The 17,937-nt window shown below is 44.4% G+C and carries 17 protein-coding genes; all 17 read right to left on the reverse strand.

Annotation, left to right across the window (positions count from 1 at the left end):
• Positions 1 to 94: 94 nt before the first annotated feature.
• Positions 95 to 835, reverse strand: coding sequence for a tRNA (guanosine(37)-N1)-methyltransferase TrmD (gene trmD, locus J2S25_RS03475; RefSeq protein ID WP_307191245.1), 741 nt, complete (start codon positions 833 to 835; stop codon positions 95 to 97).
• A 2-nt stretch (positions 836 to 837) separates the two neighbouring features.
• A complete protein-coding gene (rimM, locus tag J2S25_RS03480; RefSeq protein WP_044395866.1) occupies positions 838 to 1,353 on the reverse strand; it encodes a ribosome maturation factor RimM in 516 nt (171 codons plus the stop codon).
• Positions 1,354 to 1,361: 8 nt separating this feature from the next.
• Positions 1,362 to 1,748 (reverse strand): YlqD family protein, encoded by a 387-nt coding sequence (locus J2S25_RS03485; protein WP_044395864.1) that lies wholly within the window; start codon positions 1,746 to 1,748, stop codon positions 1,362 to 1,364.
• A 361-nt stretch (positions 1,749 to 2,109) separates the two neighbouring features.
• Positions 2,110 to 2,340, reverse strand: coding sequence for a KH domain-containing protein (locus J2S25_RS03490; protein ID WP_044394341.1), 231 nt, complete (start codon positions 2,338 to 2,340; stop codon positions 2,110 to 2,112).
• Positions 2,341 to 2,354: 14 nt separating this feature from the next.
• Positions 2,355 to 2,627 carry a 30S ribosomal protein S16 gene (gene rpsP / locus J2S25_RS03495; protein ID WP_044394340.1) on the reverse strand — a complete coding sequence of 91 codons (273 nt, stop codon included), beginning with the start codon at positions 2,625 to 2,627 and terminating at the stop codon, positions 2,355 to 2,357.
• Between the two features lie 109 nt (positions 2,628 to 2,736).
• Entirely contained in the window at positions 2,737 to 4,089 is a 1,353-nt protein-coding gene (ffh, locus tag J2S25_RS03500; protein WP_044394339.1) for a signal recognition particle protein, read from the reverse strand.
• A 13-nt stretch (positions 4,090 to 4,102) separates the two neighbouring features.
• Positions 4,103 to 4,432: a putative DNA-binding protein gene (locus J2S25_RS03505; RefSeq protein WP_307191224.1), complete on the reverse strand. Its 330-nt coding sequence runs from the start codon at positions 4,430 to 4,432 to the stop codon at positions 4,103 to 4,105.
• A 100-nt stretch (positions 4,433 to 4,532) separates the two neighbouring features.
• Positions 4,533 to 5,534 carry a signal recognition particle-docking protein FtsY gene (ftsY, locus tag J2S25_RS03510; protein WP_044394337.1) on the reverse strand — a complete coding sequence of 334 codons (1,002 nt, stop codon included), beginning with the start codon at positions 5,532 to 5,534 and terminating at the stop codon, positions 4,533 to 4,535.
• 15 nt (positions 5,535 to 5,549) lie between these two features.
• Complete coding sequence (gene smc, locus J2S25_RS03515) at positions 5,550 to 9,119, reverse strand: chromosome segregation protein SMC (RefSeq protein ID WP_307191225.1); 3,570 nt, start codon at positions 9,117 to 9,119, stop codon at positions 5,550 to 5,552.
• 165 nt (positions 9,120 to 9,284) lie between these two features.
• Positions 9,285 to 10,052, reverse strand: coding sequence for a ribonuclease III (gene rnc / locus J2S25_RS03520; RefSeq protein WP_044394335.1), 768 nt, complete (start codon positions 10,050 to 10,052; stop codon positions 9,285 to 9,287).
• Positions 10,053 to 10,199: 147 nt separating this feature from the next.
• Entirely contained in the window at positions 10,200 to 10,433 is a 234-nt protein-coding gene (locus tag J2S25_RS03525; RefSeq protein WP_044394334.1) for an acyl carrier protein, read from the reverse strand.
• A 105-nt stretch (positions 10,434 to 10,538) separates the two neighbouring features.
• Positions 10,539 to 11,282, reverse strand: a complete 744-nt coding sequence (gene fabG, locus J2S25_RS03530; protein ID WP_307191226.1) for a 3-oxoacyl-[acyl-carrier-protein] reductase — start codon at positions 11,280 to 11,282, stop codon at positions 10,539 to 10,541.
• Positions 11,279 to 12,226: an ACP S-malonyltransferase gene (gene fabD / locus J2S25_RS03535; RefSeq protein WP_044394332.1), complete on the reverse strand. Its 948-nt coding sequence runs from the start codon at positions 12,224 to 12,226 to the stop codon at positions 11,279 to 11,281. The genes fabG and fabD overlap by 4 nt, the downstream gene beginning before the upstream one ends.
• A 54-nt stretch (positions 12,227 to 12,280) precedes the next feature.
• Positions 12,281 to 13,264, reverse strand: coding sequence for a phosphate acyltransferase PlsX (plsX, locus tag J2S25_RS03540; protein ID WP_044394331.1), 984 nt, complete (start codon positions 13,262 to 13,264; stop codon positions 12,281 to 12,283).
• A 13-nt stretch (positions 13,265 to 13,277) separates the two neighbouring features.
• Positions 13,278 to 13,847 carry a transcription factor FapR gene (gene fapR / locus J2S25_RS03545; protein WP_044394329.1) on the reverse strand — a complete coding sequence of 190 codons (570 nt, stop codon included), beginning with the start codon at positions 13,845 to 13,847 and terminating at the stop codon, positions 13,278 to 13,280.
• A 147-nt stretch (positions 13,848 to 13,994) separates the two neighbouring features.
• Positions 13,995 to 16,043, reverse strand: a complete 2,049-nt coding sequence (gene recG, locus J2S25_RS03550; RefSeq protein WP_044394343.1) for an ATP-dependent DNA helicase RecG — start codon at positions 16,041 to 16,043, stop codon at positions 13,995 to 13,997.
• Between the two features lie 211 nt (positions 16,044 to 16,254).
• Positions 16,255 to 17,925, reverse strand: coding sequence for a DAK2 domain-containing protein (locus J2S25_RS03555; protein ID WP_044394327.1), 1,671 nt, complete (start codon positions 17,923 to 17,925; stop codon positions 16,255 to 16,257).
• Positions 17,926 to 17,937 lie beyond the last annotated feature (12 nt).

The following is a 17,937-nucleotide window of genomic DNA, read 5'->3' on the forward strand; positions in this document are numbered from 1 at the left end:
TTCATTGCAGCGGAACATTGTTATAAGCGGCATATAGCACGTTTGCTTTTGGCCACAAGAAGTATCTTACCATAAATAGGAGCTAACTGCAATACTATTCATTAACGTTAATCAGCTTATCGAGCCATTTTTTTTGCTGATCCGTCAAGTTTGCGTTTTCGAGTAAATCCGGCCTGCGGTTCAGCGTCCTTCTCATGCTTTCCTTCATCCGCCAGTCTTCGATCAGCTTATGATTTCCGGAGACGAGCACTTCAGGTACCTTCATTCCCCGGAAATCTGCCGGTCTAGTATAGTGCGGGTGCTCGAGCAGGCCTGTACTGAAGGAATCCTGGAGATGGGACTGTTCACTGCCCAGTACACCGGGAAGCAAGCGAACAACGCTGTCAATTACGACCATTGCCCCAAGCTCGCCGCCTGTGAGGACATAATCTCCGATCGAAATTTCATCGGTAATGATGTGCTCACGAATTCGTTCATCATATCCCTCATAGTGTCCGCAGATGAAAATCAAATGTTCTTCCTGTGCTAGCTGTTCGGCCTTTTTCTGTGTATACCTTTCCCCCTGGGGGCACATAAGAATGACTCTTGGTGGAGTGCTTTTTTCCTGTTCTGTTAAATATGTCACCGCATCGAAAATTGGCTGGGGCTTTAATACCATGCCAGCACCGCCGCCATATGGATAGTCATCGACTGTCTGGTGCTTGTCATTAGCAAACTCTCTGAAATTGACGATATTGTACTGCACCGCTCCTTTATCAGAAGCCTTTTTCAAAATGGAGTGGCCCAATACACCCTCGAACATTTCCGGAAAAATAGACAGAACATCGATGTTCATCATCATAGAAGCCCTTCCATCGGCTCAATCACAATAATCTTTTCCTTGACGTCTACCTTTTTCACAACGTTTTCTATATACGGGATCAGGATTTCCTTGCTCTTCTCTCCTTTAACGACCCAAACATCGTTTGCACCTGGGGTGAGAATCTCGATTACTTTGCCGAGTTCTTCACCGGATGTCGTCATCATCGTGCAGCCGATAATATCCTGAAAATAGAACTCGTCTTCCGCCAATTCACCGCGCTGTGTCTCAGGAACTTTGAGAATCCCACCCCTTAATCTTTCAACCTGATTAACATTATCCAAACCTTCAAATGTCAGCAAATTGAAATTTTTATGGGTTCTGTGGGTTTTTATAATCAATTCCTCCGGATCCTTACAACCTGGCATGAATAAAAATAGCGAATTTCCAATTTTAAAGCGCTCCTCTGGAAAGTCCGTCCTCGAGATCACTCTTACCTCGCCACGGATTCCATGAGTGTTGACGATTTTTCCGACATTAAAAAACTTCTCCATCTTTCCTATCACCTCTCGCGTATTTCGGTTACAATGCCATCTTTTACAATTATCGTCTTTCCTAATGTTTCCCATTGATCACCGATATTCACTTCAACAATCCCTTGAAGCTCTGTTTCTTTCCATTCACTCCCTAGCGGAAGAATATGTAATTGATCTATTTGAAAATCCAGGAGCTTGATTTTTTCCTGATGGGTTTTTATTTTTTGCTCAAAATGCTTTTTCAGTGTTTCAGGCGAAAACTGCTTTGATTTTTCAAGCTTCTTACGTTCAAATCTCAGTTGATCGCATTCTTTCTGGAGCTGAAGCTTTTTGGAATGGTATTTACGGTGGATTTTTTCTTTGCTTTCTTCTGTCAGTACCTGCTTGACAACGATCGTTTGCAGCACCTTCAAAGCTTTCCCTCCTTAAAGCCCACCTGTTCACAGCACTCTTCCAGGTGCTTAACACAGATAACCATCATCCTTACTATATCGTGTATCTATTATACCTTAACTTCTGAACAAAGAACAAAAAGCGCAAGCGCCTCGAACAGCCCCGACAAGCGCTGGAGGGCCGACCAGTGAAGTCGTTCTTTGACTTCATTGGGCGGACCGAAGCGACTCGAGGGGCTAGGCGCTGGAGCTGGATTAAGAAACCGCAAGTAGTTATCCATAACTAAATTATTTTATAATTTCCTAAACAAAGAAAAAAGGAGGGTTTCCCCTCCCTTTTTCCAAAACAATCATTTATAATATGAGCTTGCGCAATTGATTGTTATTCGACGATTTCCAAGAAAATCTTCTTTTGCTGTGATGATCCTGCTGCATAGACTACTGTTCGAATTGCCTTTGCAACGCGGCCCTGCTTTCCGATGACTTTGCCCATATCACTTTTGTTGACGGAAAGCTTATAGGTTACGCGCTGATCCTCTTCCTGTTCCTTCACATGAACATCTTCCGGAAAATCAACAAGGGGTTTCACGATCGTCTCAATTAATTCTTTCATGGGCGCGTCCACAATTATTTGCTAAGTTTTGCGTTGTGGAATTTTTCCATGATTCCTTGCTTAGAGAACAAGTTCCGCACTGTATCAGAAGGTTTAGCTCCATCTTTCAGCCACTTTAGAACTAGCTCTTCGTTGAGTTCAACGACTGCTGGTTGAGCAACTGGATTGTAAGTTCCTACAGACTCGATGAAACGGCCGTCACGTGGTGAACGGGAATCAGCTACTACAATACGATAGAAAGGAGATTTTTTAGCTCCCATACGTTTTAAACGAATTTTTACTGCCATTTTAATTAAGCACCTCCGAATAGTTTCACACAAGATAAAATAATACCAAATTGAAAACAGCTTGTAAAGGTTTTTTTCTTTACAGACTGAAAATACCTGAATTTACAAGTTAAAAAGGGTTAAATGGCAACTTCAAGCCGCCCTTTTTCTTGCCTTTTTGCTGCATATTCGTCATCTGTTTCATCATCTTTTTCATATCCTCGAATTGTTTCAGAAGACGGTTTACTTCCTGAATGGAGGTCCCGCTTCCTTTCGCGATCCGTTTGCGCCTGTTAGCATTGATGATTTCCGGATGAATTTTTTCATTGCCTGTCATCGATTGGATGATCGCCTCAACATGTGAGATTTGTTTCTCGTCAATTTGAAGATTGTTCATGCCCTTGATTTTGTTTGCACCAGGCATCATTTTCAGGATTTCATCCAACGGCCCCATTTTCTTAACCTGGGCAAGCTGATCCAGGAAATCATCAAGGGTAAAGGATGCGGTGCGCATTTTTTGCTCAAGTTCTTTTGCTTTTTCCTCATCGACGTTTGCCTGAGCTTTCTCAATCAGTGTAAGGACGTCGCCCATACCAAGAATTCGTGATGCCATTCTTTCCGGATGGAACGCTTCCAGTGCATCCAGTTTTTCTCCAAGACCTACAAACTTAATCGGCGTATTTGTCACAGCGCGGATAGAAAGTGCTGCACCGCCTCGGGTATCGCCATCAAGCTTTGTCAGGACTACCCCTGTCAAGCCAAGCTGTTCATTGAAGCTTTGAGCCACATTGACAGCATCCTGCCCTGTCATCGCATCGACAACAAGGAAGATTTCGTCTGGCTTGGAAAGCTCTTTGATCTGCTTCAGCTCATCCATCAGTTTTTCATCCACATGGAGTCGGCCAGCAGTATCGATTAGCACATAGTCATTATGGTCTTCCTTTGCTTTGGCGATCGCCTGTTTTGCGATCTCGACGGGGCTTACCTGGTCGCCTAGGGAAAATACCGGCATGCTAAGCTGTTTGCCCAGCGTTTCAAGCTGCTTGATCGCCGCTGGACGGTAAATATCCGCAGCTACAAGCAATGGCTTTCGATTGTATTTTTTGCGAAGAAGATTGGCAAGTTTTCCGGTCGTCGTCGTTTTACCTGCACCTTGAAGCCCGACCATCAAGATGACGGTCGGCGGGCGATTGGAAACAGTAATCTTGCTTTGTTCCCCACCCATTAACTCAGTAAGTTCTTCTTTCACAACCTTGATGACCTGCTGGCCTGGAGTCAGGCTTTTCACGACTTCCTGGCCAACTGCTCTTTCAGTAACTTTTTTCACGAAATCCTTTACTACCTTAAAGTTAACGTCAGCCTCTAGAAGAGCCAGACGGACCTCTCGCATCATTTCTTTTACATCCGCTTCGGAAACCTTTCCTTTGCCGCGGATTTTTTGCATTGTATTTTGCAGTCGGTCGGCCAATCCTTCAAATGCCATAGCATGTGCCTCCCTAGTCTAGTTTCTCAAGCTCGGCTATCATTTCAGTAAGAACATGGCTGTTTTCGTCATTCCCGATAAGCTGTTTCATTTTTTCAATCAGCTCGACTCGTTTCTGGAATTTGTCAAACAGCAATAATTTTTCTTCGTACTCCTCGAGCATCGCTTCCGTGCGTTTGATGTTATCGTATACAGCCTGCCGGCTAACATCATACTCCGCGGCAATTTCCCCAAGTGAGTAATCATCAAGATAGTATAGTGCCATATAACTGCTTTGCTTTGGAGTCAGCAATGCCTGATAAAAATCATACAAATAATTCATGCGGTGTGTTTTCTCAAGCATTCGGATTCCCCCATGTTAAGTGAAATACCTTTACATTAAGAGTTTACACACGTTTTTCTTCGCTGTCAAGAAAAGTTCTTTACAGCAATTTGCCTGTAAATCAAGATTCTTCAGCTGCTTCTGCTTCTACTAAGTCCGCGAATAGACCATAAACATATCTTTCTGCATTGAATTCCTGCAGGTCATCCATTTTTTCGCCAAGTCCGACATATTTCACTGGAATATGGAGCTCTTTGCGAATCGCCAGCACGATCCCACCCTTGGCCGTTCCATCAAGCTTCGTCAGCACAATGCCGCTTACGTCGGTTGCTTCCTTAAATGTCTTCGCCTGAATCAGTGCGTTCTGGCCCGTAGTTGCATCGAGTACGAGCAAGACTTCTTGCGGCGCACCCGGTACTTCGCGTTCAATGACACGCTTTACTTTTTCAAGCTCTTTCATAAGGTTGACCTTATTCTGCAATCTGCCAGCAGTGTCACAGATCAGAATATCAGCTTTCCTTGATTTCGCAGATTGGATCGCATCATACATGACCGCAGCAGGATCTGACCCTTCCCCCTGCTTGATCACATCCACTCCTACACGCTCGCCCCAGACTTCGAGCTGCTCAATCGCACCAGCGCGGAATGTATCTCCAGCAGCAAGAAGGACCTTCTTACCTTCCCTCTTGAGTTTATGGGCAAGCTTGCCGATCGTCGTAGTTTTGCCGACACCATTGACTCCAACAAATAGGATAACCGTCAATCCATCTTCCTGAATGTTCAGGTGGAATGATCCGTCATTCGTTCCATTTTCGTACATTTCAACAAGTTTCTCGGAAATGACAGCTTGGACTTCCTTCGTATCCTGGATATTGCGTCGCTTAACCTCTTTCTTCAGTTCCTCGACTAATTCCATCACCGTTTCAAATCCAACATCTGCCTGGATGAGGATTTCTTCAAGCTCTTCAAAAAATTCCTCATCCACTTTACGATACCGGGATACTAGATCATTCACTTTACTAGTAAAATTATCCCTCGTTTTTGTCAGGCCCTCTCTAAATTTCTCTGAGACACTCTCAGTCTGGGACGATAATTTTTCTTTCAATTTTTTGAAAAAACTCATAGTCCATCGCCTTTCTCATTCCATTTTTACAAGTTCTTTTGAATCCTCCAGCCGGACGGATACAAGTTTTGAGACGCCCGATTCCTGCATTGTGACACCATACAGGACATCCGCTTCTTCCATTGTTCCTTTTCGGTGGGTGATAACGATAAATTGTGTTTCCTCACGGTATTTTTTCAAATATTGGGCGAATCGATATACATTCGCTTCATCCAATGCCGCTTCGACTTCATCGAGAATGCAGAATGGGACAGGCCGAACCTTGAGGATCGAGAATAACAGAGCGATCGCTGTTAATGCACGCTCACCGCCAGATAACAGACTTAGGTTCTGAAGCTTTTTTCCTGGTGGCTGGGCAACAATTTCAACCCCAGTGTTCAGCATGTCATCCGGATGAGTCAGCCGCAAGTCTGCTCTTCCGCCGCCAAACAACGCTTGAAACACAGTTTCGAAATGAGAGCGGATACCAGTGAATGTCTGCTCAAAACGCTTCTTCATTTCCTTGTCCATTTCCTCGATGACTAGGAAAAGCGTGTCCTTTGCTTCCTGGAGGTCGTTCTTTTGCTCTAGCAGGAATTCATAACGCTCAGATACTCGTTCGTATTCCTCTACTGCGCCAAGATTGACCGTTCCCAGTTCTTCTATTGCCAGTTTGATGAGCCTCACTTTTCGTCTGGCTTCCTCAGCCGGGATCGTCAGTGGATACTGTTCTTTCGCAGCTTCATAGGAAAGCAGATACTCTTCGCGAAGATGAGCAAGCTTATTGTCCAGCTCCACATCGAGTCTGTTTAATTTCACTTCCTCATCCTTAAGTGCTTCATTGACGCCTTTTTGCAGCCTTCTTAACTCCTTAGACTCCAATTCCACATCGATAAGTCTGTTCTGAAGCTCATGTCGCTCCTGCCTTCTGGTGGCGATTAGCTTCAGCGTCTCATTTTTATCCTGCAGCTTATGCTTTGCTGCTTCTTCCAAATTCGTTTCTCCAGAGGAACTATCCGTCATCTCTGAAGAAAGAAGAGACAAATCTTCTTTCAGCTCGGATAATTTATCTGATTGTTCATCTGCCTGCAAGCTTGCCGAATCTAGTTTTTCCTTCATATGCGAAAGCTGTTCTCTCTTTGCAGCCAAGCTGATTTTCAAATCACTGATTTCAGAAACAAGCGTCTCCTTGGAGGTGGTATTCGTTTTTTTTAGCTCTGTCAATCTTTCTATTTCCTTATCGAGTTGAACGAGTGTCTGACGATACTTCTCCAGCAGCTCATCCAGTTCTGCCAGCCTTGTTTGCAGCTTTGCCTTATCTGTATCAAGCTGGGTCTTTTCAGAATCATAGATCGATAACCGTTCATTACTGTTTTTCTGTTCCAACTCAACTTCCCGAAGATCGCCTTTAAGAGCCTGCTGTTTGAAGCGAAGCTCTTCTCCAGTTTTCCGGAGTTCTGCAAGCCTTGCTTCACTAGATTGCATATCAGCCTTTAATGCTTTTACCCGCAATTCCTGCGCCCTGGTTTTCTCTTCCATGTCAGCCAGCTTGTTGGTCAAGTCCTCTAATTCACCTTTACGGCTTAAAAGGGATGAGGACTTTTGTTTCACTGCGCCTCCCGTCATCGATCCACCAGGGTTGACTACGTCGCCTTCAATGGTTACAATCCGGCTGCGATATTGCAGCATTTTCGCTATTTCATTGGCACCCTTCAAATCTCTTGCAATCATGACATTCCCGAGCAGGTTTTTTATCACCTCGGCATATTTTTGATCATATTGAATCAAATCAGCAGCAGTGCCGATATAGGCACTGTGTCCTGAAAGAAGGGATAGCTGGGCACCAGTCAGATACTTGCCCTTGATGATGCTGAGAGGTAGGAAGGTTGCCCGGCCAAATGATTTCCGTTTTAAAAACTGGATGGCAGCTCTTGCGTTTTCTTCCGTCTGGACGACAATATGTTGCATAGCACCGCCAAGTGCCGTTTCCATTGCGGTTTCAAATTGCTTAGGCACCTGGATCAATTCGGCAATGGCTCCTTCTACCCCCTGCAGTTGGGTATTCCTAGCTTTCAACACTTCTTTGACTCCCTGATAGAAGCCGGAATAGTCTTCTTCCATTTCCTCCAGCATTTCTTTCTTCGATTTCGCCTGCTGGATGAATTGGTATGCTTGATACAATATTTTCTCTTGCTTCTCGTAATTACTTCTTAGCGATTCCAGTTGCTTCTGCTCGCGAAAATAAAGCTTGACCTGTTCTTCCAATTCCAGCTGTAAGGAAGCTGCGTTATTTTCGATTTCAGCTTTTCTTTCATTGATTTCCTCGCGGATCGATACGAATCGATCATTTTCTTGATCCAGTCTGGCTCCCTTGACAGCAAGCTGCTGCAGTTGCTGCTCCATATAAACTTTTTCGTTTTTGGCTCCTGCCTGTTCGTTAAGCACCTCGATGTAGTCACTTTTGATGGAGTCGATCTTAACCTCAACATCTTCGCTATAAAGCGTTAATTGCTCCTGTTTTTCCTGAAGTTGTCTTTGCAGCAATCCAGCCTCCGCTGCCAATTCAGCAACTGATTGCTTATAATTCGCCTTTTGTTCTTCAAGGCTGGCAATCGCCAATGTCAATTCCGCTATATACTTCTCAAGCTGACCTTTATTTTGCGAGGCATTTTTTTTGCGCTCCTTAAGTACTTCCCGCCTGCCTTCCAGCTTTTCGAGTTCCTCGCTAGCATGCAGAAGGACATTCTGTAGATCACTGACCGATTCATCGAGCGAAACTAACTGATCGCGCATTTTTTCGATTTCAGCTTCTTTACTGCGAAGAATCGCAGACTGGTTTCGTTCATCTTCCTTATGCAGTTCCAGTTGTCTTGAAAGCTGCTCCCAGCGTCCATGAAGATCCGCTATTTCATAAGCGGTCAGCGCTACTTCAATTTGTTCCAGTTCTTCTTTTTGCTGGAGATAATCCTTTGCAATCGATGCCTGGATTTTTAACGGCTCTACCTGGGTCTCCAACTCATGGATGATGTCTGTTACACGGTTTAAGTTTTCCTGGGTTTCAAACAGCTTGCTTTCTGCCTTTTTTTTTCGCGATTTATACTTTAGGACTCCGGCCGCTTCTTCAAAGATCGTTCTTCGTTCTTCCGGCTTGCTGTTGAGAATTTCTTCCACCCTTCCCTGGCTGATGATCGAGAAGGCTTCGCGCCCAAGTCCGGAATCCATGAATAACTCCACAATATCCTTCAGTCGGCAATTTTGTTTATTTATTAAATATTCACTGTCTCCAGATCGATACACACGCCTAGTAACACTTACTTCGTTGTAATCAAGCGGCAGTGATTGGTCTTCATTATCAAGGGTTAAAGTGACTTCAGCAAAATTCAGCGGCTTTCGTGACTCACTGCCGGCGAAAATGATATCTTCCATTTTCACACCTCGCAGCGAACGGGCTGATTGTTCTCCAAGAACCCAGCGAATCGAATCGGTGATATTGCTTTTTCCGCTCCCATTTGGTCCCACGACTGCGGTCACGCCAGGAACGAATTCAACAGAGATTCTCTCGGCAAACGATTTAAATCCGACCACTTCTAATCGTTTTAAAAACAATAGGGCTCTCCCTTTCCATTTCACTTATTCTAAGATGTGTTAGGCACAACCATCTCGATTCTCCAAGCAAAGCTTTTTGGAAAATTGCAAGAGGTAGCCATTACGAGATGAAAATAACGGAAATCAGGCTTTTGTAAAAAATGAATGTCGTTAAGATACTTTGTCCTAATCTCCGTACCGTTCAGGCGAAGCCTCCATGTGGGACTTCAGCTTTTCAAGCGCCATCTGAGCAGCATGCTGCTCCGCTTCTTTCTTGGAGCGGCCAGTACCTGCACCCAATTCTTTGCCATTAAGGTAAACGCGGGATTCGAACTCTCTGCTGTGCGCTGGTCCAATCTCCTTCATGATCTTATAGTCCAGCGAGCCTGTTGCATCTCGCTGAACAAGTTCTTGAAGCTGGCTTTTAAAATCCATCACATGAGAAAAAGCACCGGCATTGATTTTTGGAAAAACGATCCCTTCCAAAAATGTAGTAACTGTATCAATTCCTTTATCAAGGTACATAGCGCCGATGAAGGCTTCGAACACATCGGCCAGGAGCGCTGGCCTTGTCCTGCCACCTGTCATTTCTTCGCCTTTTCCAAGTAAAACTAGTCCACCAAAGTCCAGTTCATTAGCAAAGTCCACAAGCGATGGTTCACAAACGACAGCCGCCCGAAGTTTTGTTAATTCTCCTTCGCTCATCATCGGATATTTTTTAAATAAAAATTGTGATACAGTCAGTTCCAAGACAGCGTCCCCGAGAAATTCTAGTCTCTCATTGTCCTCATGGGGCTTCCTGCGATGCTCATTCACATAAGATGAATGGGTAAAAGCCTGCTTCAATAATTTTTCACTATCAAAATGAATTCCAATTCTATCTTGGAATTCTTTGAATTTCATCTCCTTTGCGCGGATTTTCATCTTTTCTCTTTCTCTGCTACTATTGCGCATGATTAATTCCACCTTGCTCATAAATTAAAGCTGATTTTGATAAATTGCCGGATTACAATTCCATTTTACAAAAAACAATAGCCAAAAAGAAAAAAACTGGAAGAAAGCTCCGTTTTAAAAAACGGAGCTTCTCAGTGAATCGTACCATTACACTTGGCTATTTATGTAATTCACAGCGTCACCAACTGTACCGATTTTCTCAGCGTCGTCATCGGATATTTCCATGTTAAATTCGTCTTCCAATTCCATAACCAATTCAACAACATCAAGGGAATCAGCACCTAGATCATCTTTAAAAGATGCTTCTAAAGTTACTTGAGATTCATCTACTCCCAAACGGTCAACAATAATTTTTGTTACGCGTTCTAAAACGTCTGCCATGCTCGTTCACCTCCCCTCAAGCCATTATAGATGATTTTATATAAATAATAAATGGCTGTCCTTATTTTTTATTAAGTTCCGTCCTTTTTCAGGTGGAACAGACTTCTACATGACCATTCCGCCATCGACGTGCAAGGTTTGGCCGGTCATATAGGCACTATCTTCAGAAGCAAGGAAGATAACAGTTCGGGCAATATCTTTTGGTTCTCCAAAACGTGCCAACGGAATCTGTTTCAGCATTTCTGACTTTACGTCTTCATGAAGCTTATCAGTCATGTCTGTCGTGATAAAACCTGGTGCAATAGCATTCACTGTAATTCCTCTTGAGGAGAGTTCCTTCGCAGTGGTTTTCGTCAATCCAATTACCCCTGATTTTGCCGCAACATAGTTAGCCTGCCCAGGGTTTCCGCTCACGCCGACAATCGAGGAAATATTAATGATCCTGCCACTTCTTTGCTTCATCATTTGTCTCGTGACTGCTTTTGTGCAAAGGAAAACACCCTTCAGATTGATATTGATGACATCATCCCACTCGGACTCCTTCATTCTCATCAATAGATTATCTTTTGTTATACCCGCATTATTTACAAGTATGTCAAGCTTGCCGAAACGTTCGACCGCTTCCTTCACCATATTAGTCACGGAGTCTGCGCTAGAGACGTCAGCCTGAATCACAAATGCATCCCGGCCCATCGCTTTAATTTCATCCACCACTTCAAGTGCTTTTCCTTCACTGCCTGCATAGTTGACAGCGACAGAAGCACCTTCCCTAGCAAGTTCCAATGCAATTTCCCGACCGATTCCACGTGAAGCACCTGTGACAATTGCTGCTTTTCCTACTAGTCTCATTCCGTTTCCTCCTTCAATGCTGCAACGGCCGCCTCACAAGTTTCTGCATCATAGATTGCAAATGTCCTTGCAGACCGGTTCACTTTCTTCACAAGACCTGACAACACTTTACCTGGTCCAATTTCTACAAAAGTATCGACACCGAGTTCAAGCATCTTTGTTATAGAGTCCTCCCAAAGGACAGGGGAATAAAGCTGCTCTACCAGTCTTTTTTTGATCTCTGCTGCTTCTGTAATCGGTTCTGCCGTCACGTTAACGATCACCGGAATGGAGGCATCCGTAAGAGTTATAGTATCAAGCACAGACGCAAATTTCTCTGCTGCCGGTTTCATTAACGAAGAATGGAATGGCCCGCTCACATCCAACGGAATCACTTTTTTTGCACCTGCTTCTTTTGCCTTTGCTGAAGCCTCTTCCACTCCTTGTTTAGAACCAGAGATTACAATTTGTCCCGGGCAATTTAAATTAGCGAGCTGAACTGGATTGCCGTCTGCTGATACGATTTCGGTCACCCTTTGAAGCTTGTCGCGATCGATTCCCAAAACAGCTGCCATTGTGCCCTCTCCATTCGGCACTGCTGCTTCCATAAATTCTCCGCGTTTTCGGACTGCGTATACAGCATCCTCAAAGGATAACACCTCTGAAGCAACAAGTGCCGTATATTCTCCAAGGCTATGGCCTGCGGTGAAGCTTGGCTTGATTCCAAACTGGCTGAAATATTTCAGGATAGCAATGCTGGTTGTAAGCAGTGCAGGCTGGGCATTTACTGTAAGCGTCAGTTGTTCCTGTGGTCCTTCCGCAATCAATTTGCTCAAAGACTCCCCAAGGACTTCATCCGCTTTTTTAAATGTTTCAGAAACTATTTGCTCTGATGCAGCAAGTGCCTGCCCCATGCCGACAGTTTGTGATCCCTGGCCTGGAAATAAAAATGCGATTTTCCCCATGAAAGATTCCCCTTTATCGTTTACTTTATCCATTTGTTCCTACTGATTGTTGCTCTATCTTTTTTCAACTGCCGTCCTGATCGTGCCTGCAACATCATTTTCCACCATTTCTCTTGCCTGCCGGATGGAGTTAAAAACGGCATTCGCATCCGATGAGCCGTGTGCCTTAATGACCGGAGCTTTCAATCCGAACAATCCGGCACCCCCGTATTCGGTGTAATCCATTTTCTTTTTCAATTGTGTTAGGTCTGGCTTTAGGATTGCAGCAGCCAGCTTGCTTTTGAAGCTTGATGTCAATGCTGATTTCAGCATTTTAAAGACAGACATTGCCGTTCCTTCGATTGTCTTCAACACCATATTGCCAGTAAATCCGTCCGCCACGACCACATCCGCGACACCTTCCAGCAAGTCTCTTGATTCAACATTGCCGATGAAATGGATATCTGCATTTTTCAGTAATTCAAATGTGTTCCTTACTAATTCATTGCCCTTTTTCTCCTCTGTGCCGATATTCAGCAATCCAACCCTCGGGCGCTCAATCTTCCTTGCTTTCTGACTGTAGATCGAGCCCATGATCGCATATTGGACAAGATGCTCGGGCTTTGCGTCCGCATTCGCACCAACATCGAGCAGCAGAAAGCCTTCTCCCCCAATTGTTGGAAGGGTTGGCGCAAGTGCTGGCCGTTCTATGCCCTCGATCCGGCCAATTACAAACAAACCTGCTGCCATCAGCGCTCCAGTGTTTCCCGCTGAAATGCAGGCGTCTGCTTTTCCATCAGCTACCTGTTGCGCTGCGAGCACCATAGAAGCATTCTTTTTTCGGCGAACAGCCCTTACAGGTTCATCCGTTCCGAGGATGACCTCTTCGGTATGGAGAATTTCAATTCTTTCTTCCGCTGTCAAATACTCCCTGATTTTCTTCTCGTCTCCTACTAGGAGGATATGTATGTCTTTGAAATGCTCCACTGCTTTCATTGCACCGAGGACGATTTCTTTTGGTGCATTGTCCCCACCCATTGCATCTACTGCTAGCCTCATCGCTTTTCATCCCTTACATTTCATTATTTGCTCTGTACATGACAAATTCGCCTTTAAAGACGAGTTCATTATTTACGTAACTCATCACTTCCACCATCGTCCGCCCGTTTTCCGGATCAATCTTTGTGACCCGTGCTTTGGCGATAACCCGCTCCCCCTCTTTTACCGATCTGGTAAACTGGATAGTCGACTTTGCGGTTAGCGCTAGCTCATCATTGATCACAGCAACCGCTAATGAATTCGCCTGGGCAAATAAATGATGTCCTCTGGCAATTTTATTTCGTTTGAAAACATGTTCCTTTTTTATATCAAGTATGGAAATTGCACTTTGATCAAGTTCCATATCGATAATTTCTCCAATTACTTCTTCTAGCGGCAATGAACGAACTTCGTCTTCAAACCGGTTTTCTGCTACGCTCTTGATCCTCTCCCTGAGTTCGGGAATAGACAATTCGAGTCGATCAAGTCTTATCGTTTGAATGCTGACAGCAAATTTTTCAGCCAGCTCTTCATCTGTTATGAATGGATTGTCTTTTATTGTATCAGTTAACAATGACTGCCGTTCTTTTTTATTGCGTTTCATCTTAAAACACCGCCCGAGCTATTAAGACTAGGTACTAATAGTAGTATATATACTATAAAAAAAGATTGCAACAAGAAAAATCGGGTCCAAGCGGATCAGATCACTTCTTCCACCTATCATTCTTCTAAAAAAGCAGAATGGCTTTGATCAATCCAGTTTTTCGTTTGCCAGGGCGCCTGATTCTGCCAAATACTCACGCAATGATCGGTATTTTTCACTTTGCCAAAAAGCTTTAGATTGGACCAGTAGGGACGCATCATTTCTCGCTGTTTCTAGCGCACGATAGTCATGGACCATGTCCGCTACTTTGAATTCTGGGAGACCGCTTTGTTTTTTTCCGAAAAAATCCCCGGGTCCGCGCAGTTCCAGGTCCTTTTCGCTTAGAACAAAACCATCATTCGTTTCAGACATGATTTTCATGCGTTCTTTCCCAACTTCGCTTTTCGGATCGGCGAGCAAAATGCAATAGGATTGGTCACTGCCGCGGCCAACCCTGCCTCGAAGTTGGTGGAGCTGGGACAAACCAAATCTTTCTGCATCATAAATGAGCATAACCGTTGCGTTCGGGACATTTACGCCGACTTCTACAACGGTAGTAGAGACGAGCACTTGCACTTCATTTTTACTAAAGGCTTTCATAATTTGGTCCTTTTCATCGGAAGGGAGCCGTCCGTGCATTAAACCAACTTGAAAACGGTCCTTAAAAAAGAAACTCAAGGAGCTATGGACATCGATTGCGTTTTGGACATCTAGCTTGTCTGACTCCTCAATTAACGGACAAATGACATACGCCTGCCTGCCTTTTCCCAGTTCCTTTTCCATGAAGGAGAGCACCCTCTCCAGCATTTCATGCCTTGCCCAATACGTTTCGATTGATTTGCGTCCGGCCGGCATTTCATCGATCACTGAGACATCCATTTCGCCAAAGACTGTGATTGCCAATGTTCTCGGGATGGGAGTTGCGGTCATGAACAGGACATCCGGATTTTCTCCTTTTACCCTAAGCACCCGCCTTTGTTCCACCCCGAATCGATGTTGTTCATCGGTAATGACAAGACCCAGGCTGTGAAAGTCAACTTCATCCTGAATTAAGGCGTGCGTACCAATCAAGACATCAATTTCCTGATTCTTTAGCGATTCAAGCAGCTCTCTTCGGCGTTTTCCCTTTACCGAACTTGTCAGCAAAGCAGTTTTCACTCCGAATGGCTCAAGCAACTGTTTCAAGGACATCGAGTGTTGATCAGCAAGGATTTCCGTTGGTACCATTAATGCTCCTTGATAACCAGCTGTTTTTGCAGCAAAAAGAGCAATCGCGGCAACCACTGTTTTTCCTGAACCGACATCCCCTTGAAGGAGGCGATTCATACGGTAAGGCGATTTCATATCACCGAGAATCTCATTGACGACCCGTTTTTGTGCTCCCGTTAACGGAAATGGCAGCCCGGTGACGAATTCCTTCAGCTTGCTTAATTGATAAGAAAACGCAATACCAGGACTCTGCTCTCGTTCGAGCTTTCGTAATGACTGCATTTTAAGCTGAAATAACAGAAACTCTTCGTAAACAAACCTTCTTCTTGCCTGCTTCATCTCATCTGAACCTGAAGGAAAATGCATCATTCTTAAGGCATCTGAACGGTTAAGAAGCTTGTATTTTTGCAGAAGCTCTGCTGGTAATATTTCGTTTATTTCCTGTCCGAACTTAGCAAAAGCCTGTTTGATTAGCCTTCTGATCGTGGGTACTGTCATTTTTCCCTTAACCGCGTATACTGGTTCAAAATCCTGGCTTTGAGCATTTTCTCCTGATGTCATGTGACTGGCAGTGATCGTCTGTCGGTGCTGATCCCACTTTCCGGTAACTGTAATTGTCTCTCCGACGATTATTTTTTGTTTTAAATAAGGCTGGTTAAAGAAAGTGATGATGATTAAGTATCGACCAACTAGCAATCTGACAGAAAGTCGATTCTTTTTCTTTCCATAATAAACGAGTGCTGGCTCACTGTGTACCTTGCCTTCCACCGTGATTCTTTCGTCATGTTTTGCTTCTGCCAAATCTTTCAGGCGATAATCTTCATACCGGTAAGGGAAGTATTCAAGCAAATCACCAACGGTCGTAATGCGCATATCTGCCAAAGTTTCCGCCATTTCATTGCCAATTCCTTTTATTACTGTAACTGGTTGGTTTAATTGTTCATTCACATTAGTCAAGCGGTGTGCCGAACTCTTGGCTTTTCAGCTTTCGGCCAAGCGGTGCTGCCGCTCCCCCTCCCTCCGTTTGCTATTTTCAAATTTTCCTTTCGTTCGCTAAGGCGATCCTCCTATAATTTCCTGGTAAACAGCGAAAAAGAAGGGGAGTCCCCTTCTATTTGTTAGCGCTTATTGCCATTTTCATTCTCCAGCCGAAAAATGATTATTCAATCGCAAAGATGAAAGCGTATAATGGCTGTTTCCCATTATAAACTTCGATCTCAACCTCTCCATATTTTCCTTCAATATACTCGATGATGGAATCAACATCTTCATCTGAAGCGTCTTCTCCTTTTAGAATAGTGAGAATTTCCGTGTCTTCATCGAGCATCTCGTCCAGTAGGTTCTTTGCTGCTTTCACTTTTTCGCGATCCTTTACCACAATTTTCCCATCAGCAAGCCCCATAAAATCACCAGTTTCAATTTCAAGTCCATCGATGCTGGTGTCACGGACTGCATACGTCAGTTGACCTGTTTTTACATGCTGGATCGCTTCTGTCATCGCTTCCTTGTTTGTGGAAGGATCGGCGGAAGGATTGAAGGAGAGCAATGCTGTCATTCCTTGCGGGACAGTCTTCGTAGGAATGACTACTACTTCTTCCTCTGCTACCTCTGCGGCCTGTTCAGCAGCCATGATAATGTTTTTATTGTTAGGCAGGATGATTACCTTGCGTGCATGAACCTCTTTGATCGCCTTAATAATGTCTTCCGTGCTTGGGTTCATCGTCTGGCCGCCTTCAATCACGGCGTTTGCACCAATGCTGCGGAAAAGGTCGGCCAGTCCCGAACCCATGGAGACAGCGACAATTCCGTACTCCTGCTTTTCTTTCCTCGATTCCTTATCCTGGGTTTGCAAAGGTGTTGTCGATTCACTGATTATATCTGAGTGCTGCTGACGCATATTTTCGATTTTCATATTAATGAGGCTGCCGTATTTTTGTCCATATGACAAAACATCACCAGGCTGTTCTGAATGGATATGTACTTTCACCACTTCTTCATCGGAAATGACAAGAAGAGAATCGCCAAATTTGCTCAAGTCCTGGCGGAAATTTTCCTCAGAGAATGTTCCTTTCCCGTCAAGCTTAACCATAAATTCCGTACAATAGCCGAATTCGATATCCTCCGTATTCATGTGGCTCTGAACGTTCTTATGATGCTCGGCGCTAACAAGCTCCGTCATTTTCGGCATCGCAGATGGGGAGTCAGACAGCTTTTCTCCCTTCAATTCTGCAAGAAAGCCTTCATAAACGAAAACAAGGCCTTGACCGCCACTATCTACCACTCCTACTTCCTTTAAGACTGGCAGCAGATCGGGTGTGCGATTCAGCGAAGCTTTCGCTTCTTTAAGAACCTCTTCCATCAGTCCGGCAATGTTATCGTGGTTTGGCGCAACGGCAACAGCATGCTTTGCTGCGTCTTTAGCTACGGTTAAGATGGTTCCTTCTACCGGCTTCATAACCGCTTTATAAGCAGTCTCTACACCCGCGTTTAATGCAGCTGCAAATTCAAGCGATGTGATAGTTGGCTTTGTTTCAATCGCTTTGGAAAAACCGCGAAATAGTTGCGAAAGGATGACTCCTGAGTTTCCTCGCGCACCCATTAGCAGACCTTTCGCAAGCGCGGAACCTACCTTTCCGATATGTTCCTGTACATTGTTCTTTACTTCCTTAGCACCGGAAGTCATCGATAAATTCATATTTGTTCCCGTATCACCATCAGGAACAGGGAAGACGTTCAATGCATCGACATATTTGGCATTCGCAGCCAGGTGGTTGGCCCCCTGAATCACCATCTCCGCAAAACGTTTTCCGTCTAGAACATTAATGGACACAAATCCTTCCTC

Origin of the sequence: Mesobacillus stamsii (assembly GCF_030814065.1) — a bacterium.
Taxonomy (GTDB): domain Bacteria; phylum Bacillota; class Bacilli; order Bacillales; family Cytobacillaceae; genus Mesobacillus; species Mesobacillus stamsii.

Excerpts from the sequence above, each read along its gene's own strand:
- trmD (WP_307191245.1), bottom strand. The coding sequence starts at position 835 with ATGAACATCGATGTTCTGTCTATTTTTCCGGAAATGTTCGAGGGTGTA.
- rimM (WP_044395866.1), bottom strand. The coding sequence starts at position 1,353 with ATGGAGAAGTTTTTTAATGTCGGAAAAATCGTCAACACTCATGGAATC.
- J2S25_RS03490 (WP_044394341.1), bottom strand. The coding sequence starts at position 2,340 with ATGAAAGAATTAATTGAGACGATCGTGAAACCCCTTGTTGATTTTCCG.
- rpsP (WP_044394340.1), bottom strand. The coding sequence starts at position 2,627 with ATGGCAGTAAAAATTCGTTTAAAACGTATGGGAGCTAAAAAATCTCCT.
- ffh (WP_044394339.1), bottom strand. The coding sequence starts at position 4,089 with ATGGCATTTGAAGGATTGGCCGACCGACTGCAAAATACAATGCAAAAA.
- J2S25_RS03505 (WP_307191224.1), bottom strand. The coding sequence starts at position 4,432 with ATGCTTGAGAAAACACACCGCATGAATTATTTGTATGATTTTTATCAG.
- ftsY (WP_044394337.1), bottom strand. The coding sequence starts at position 5,534 with ATGAGTTTTTTCAAAAAATTGAAAGAAAAATTATCGTCCCAGACTGAG.
- rnc (WP_044394335.1), bottom strand. The coding sequence starts at position 10,052 with ATGCGCAATAGTAGCAGAGAAAGAGAAAAGATGAAAATCCGCGCAAAG.
- J2S25_RS03525 (WP_044394334.1), bottom strand. The coding sequence starts at position 10,433 with ATGGCAGACGTTTTAGAACGCGTAACAAAAATTATTGTTGACCGTTTG.
- fabG (WP_307191226.1), bottom strand. The coding sequence starts at position 11,282 with ATGAGACTAGTAGGAAAAGCAGCAATTGTCACAGGTGCTTCACGTGGA.
- fabD (WP_044394332.1), bottom strand. The coding sequence starts at position 12,226 with ATGGGGAAAATCGCATTTTTATTTCCAGGCCAGGGATCACAAACTGTC.
- plsX (WP_044394331.1), bottom strand. The coding sequence starts at position 13,264 with ATGAGGCTAGCAGTAGATGCAATGGGTGGGGACAATGCACCAAAAGAA.
- fapR (WP_044394329.1), bottom strand. The coding sequence starts at position 13,847 with ATGAAACGCAATAAAAAAGAACGGCAGTCATTGTTAACTGATACAATA.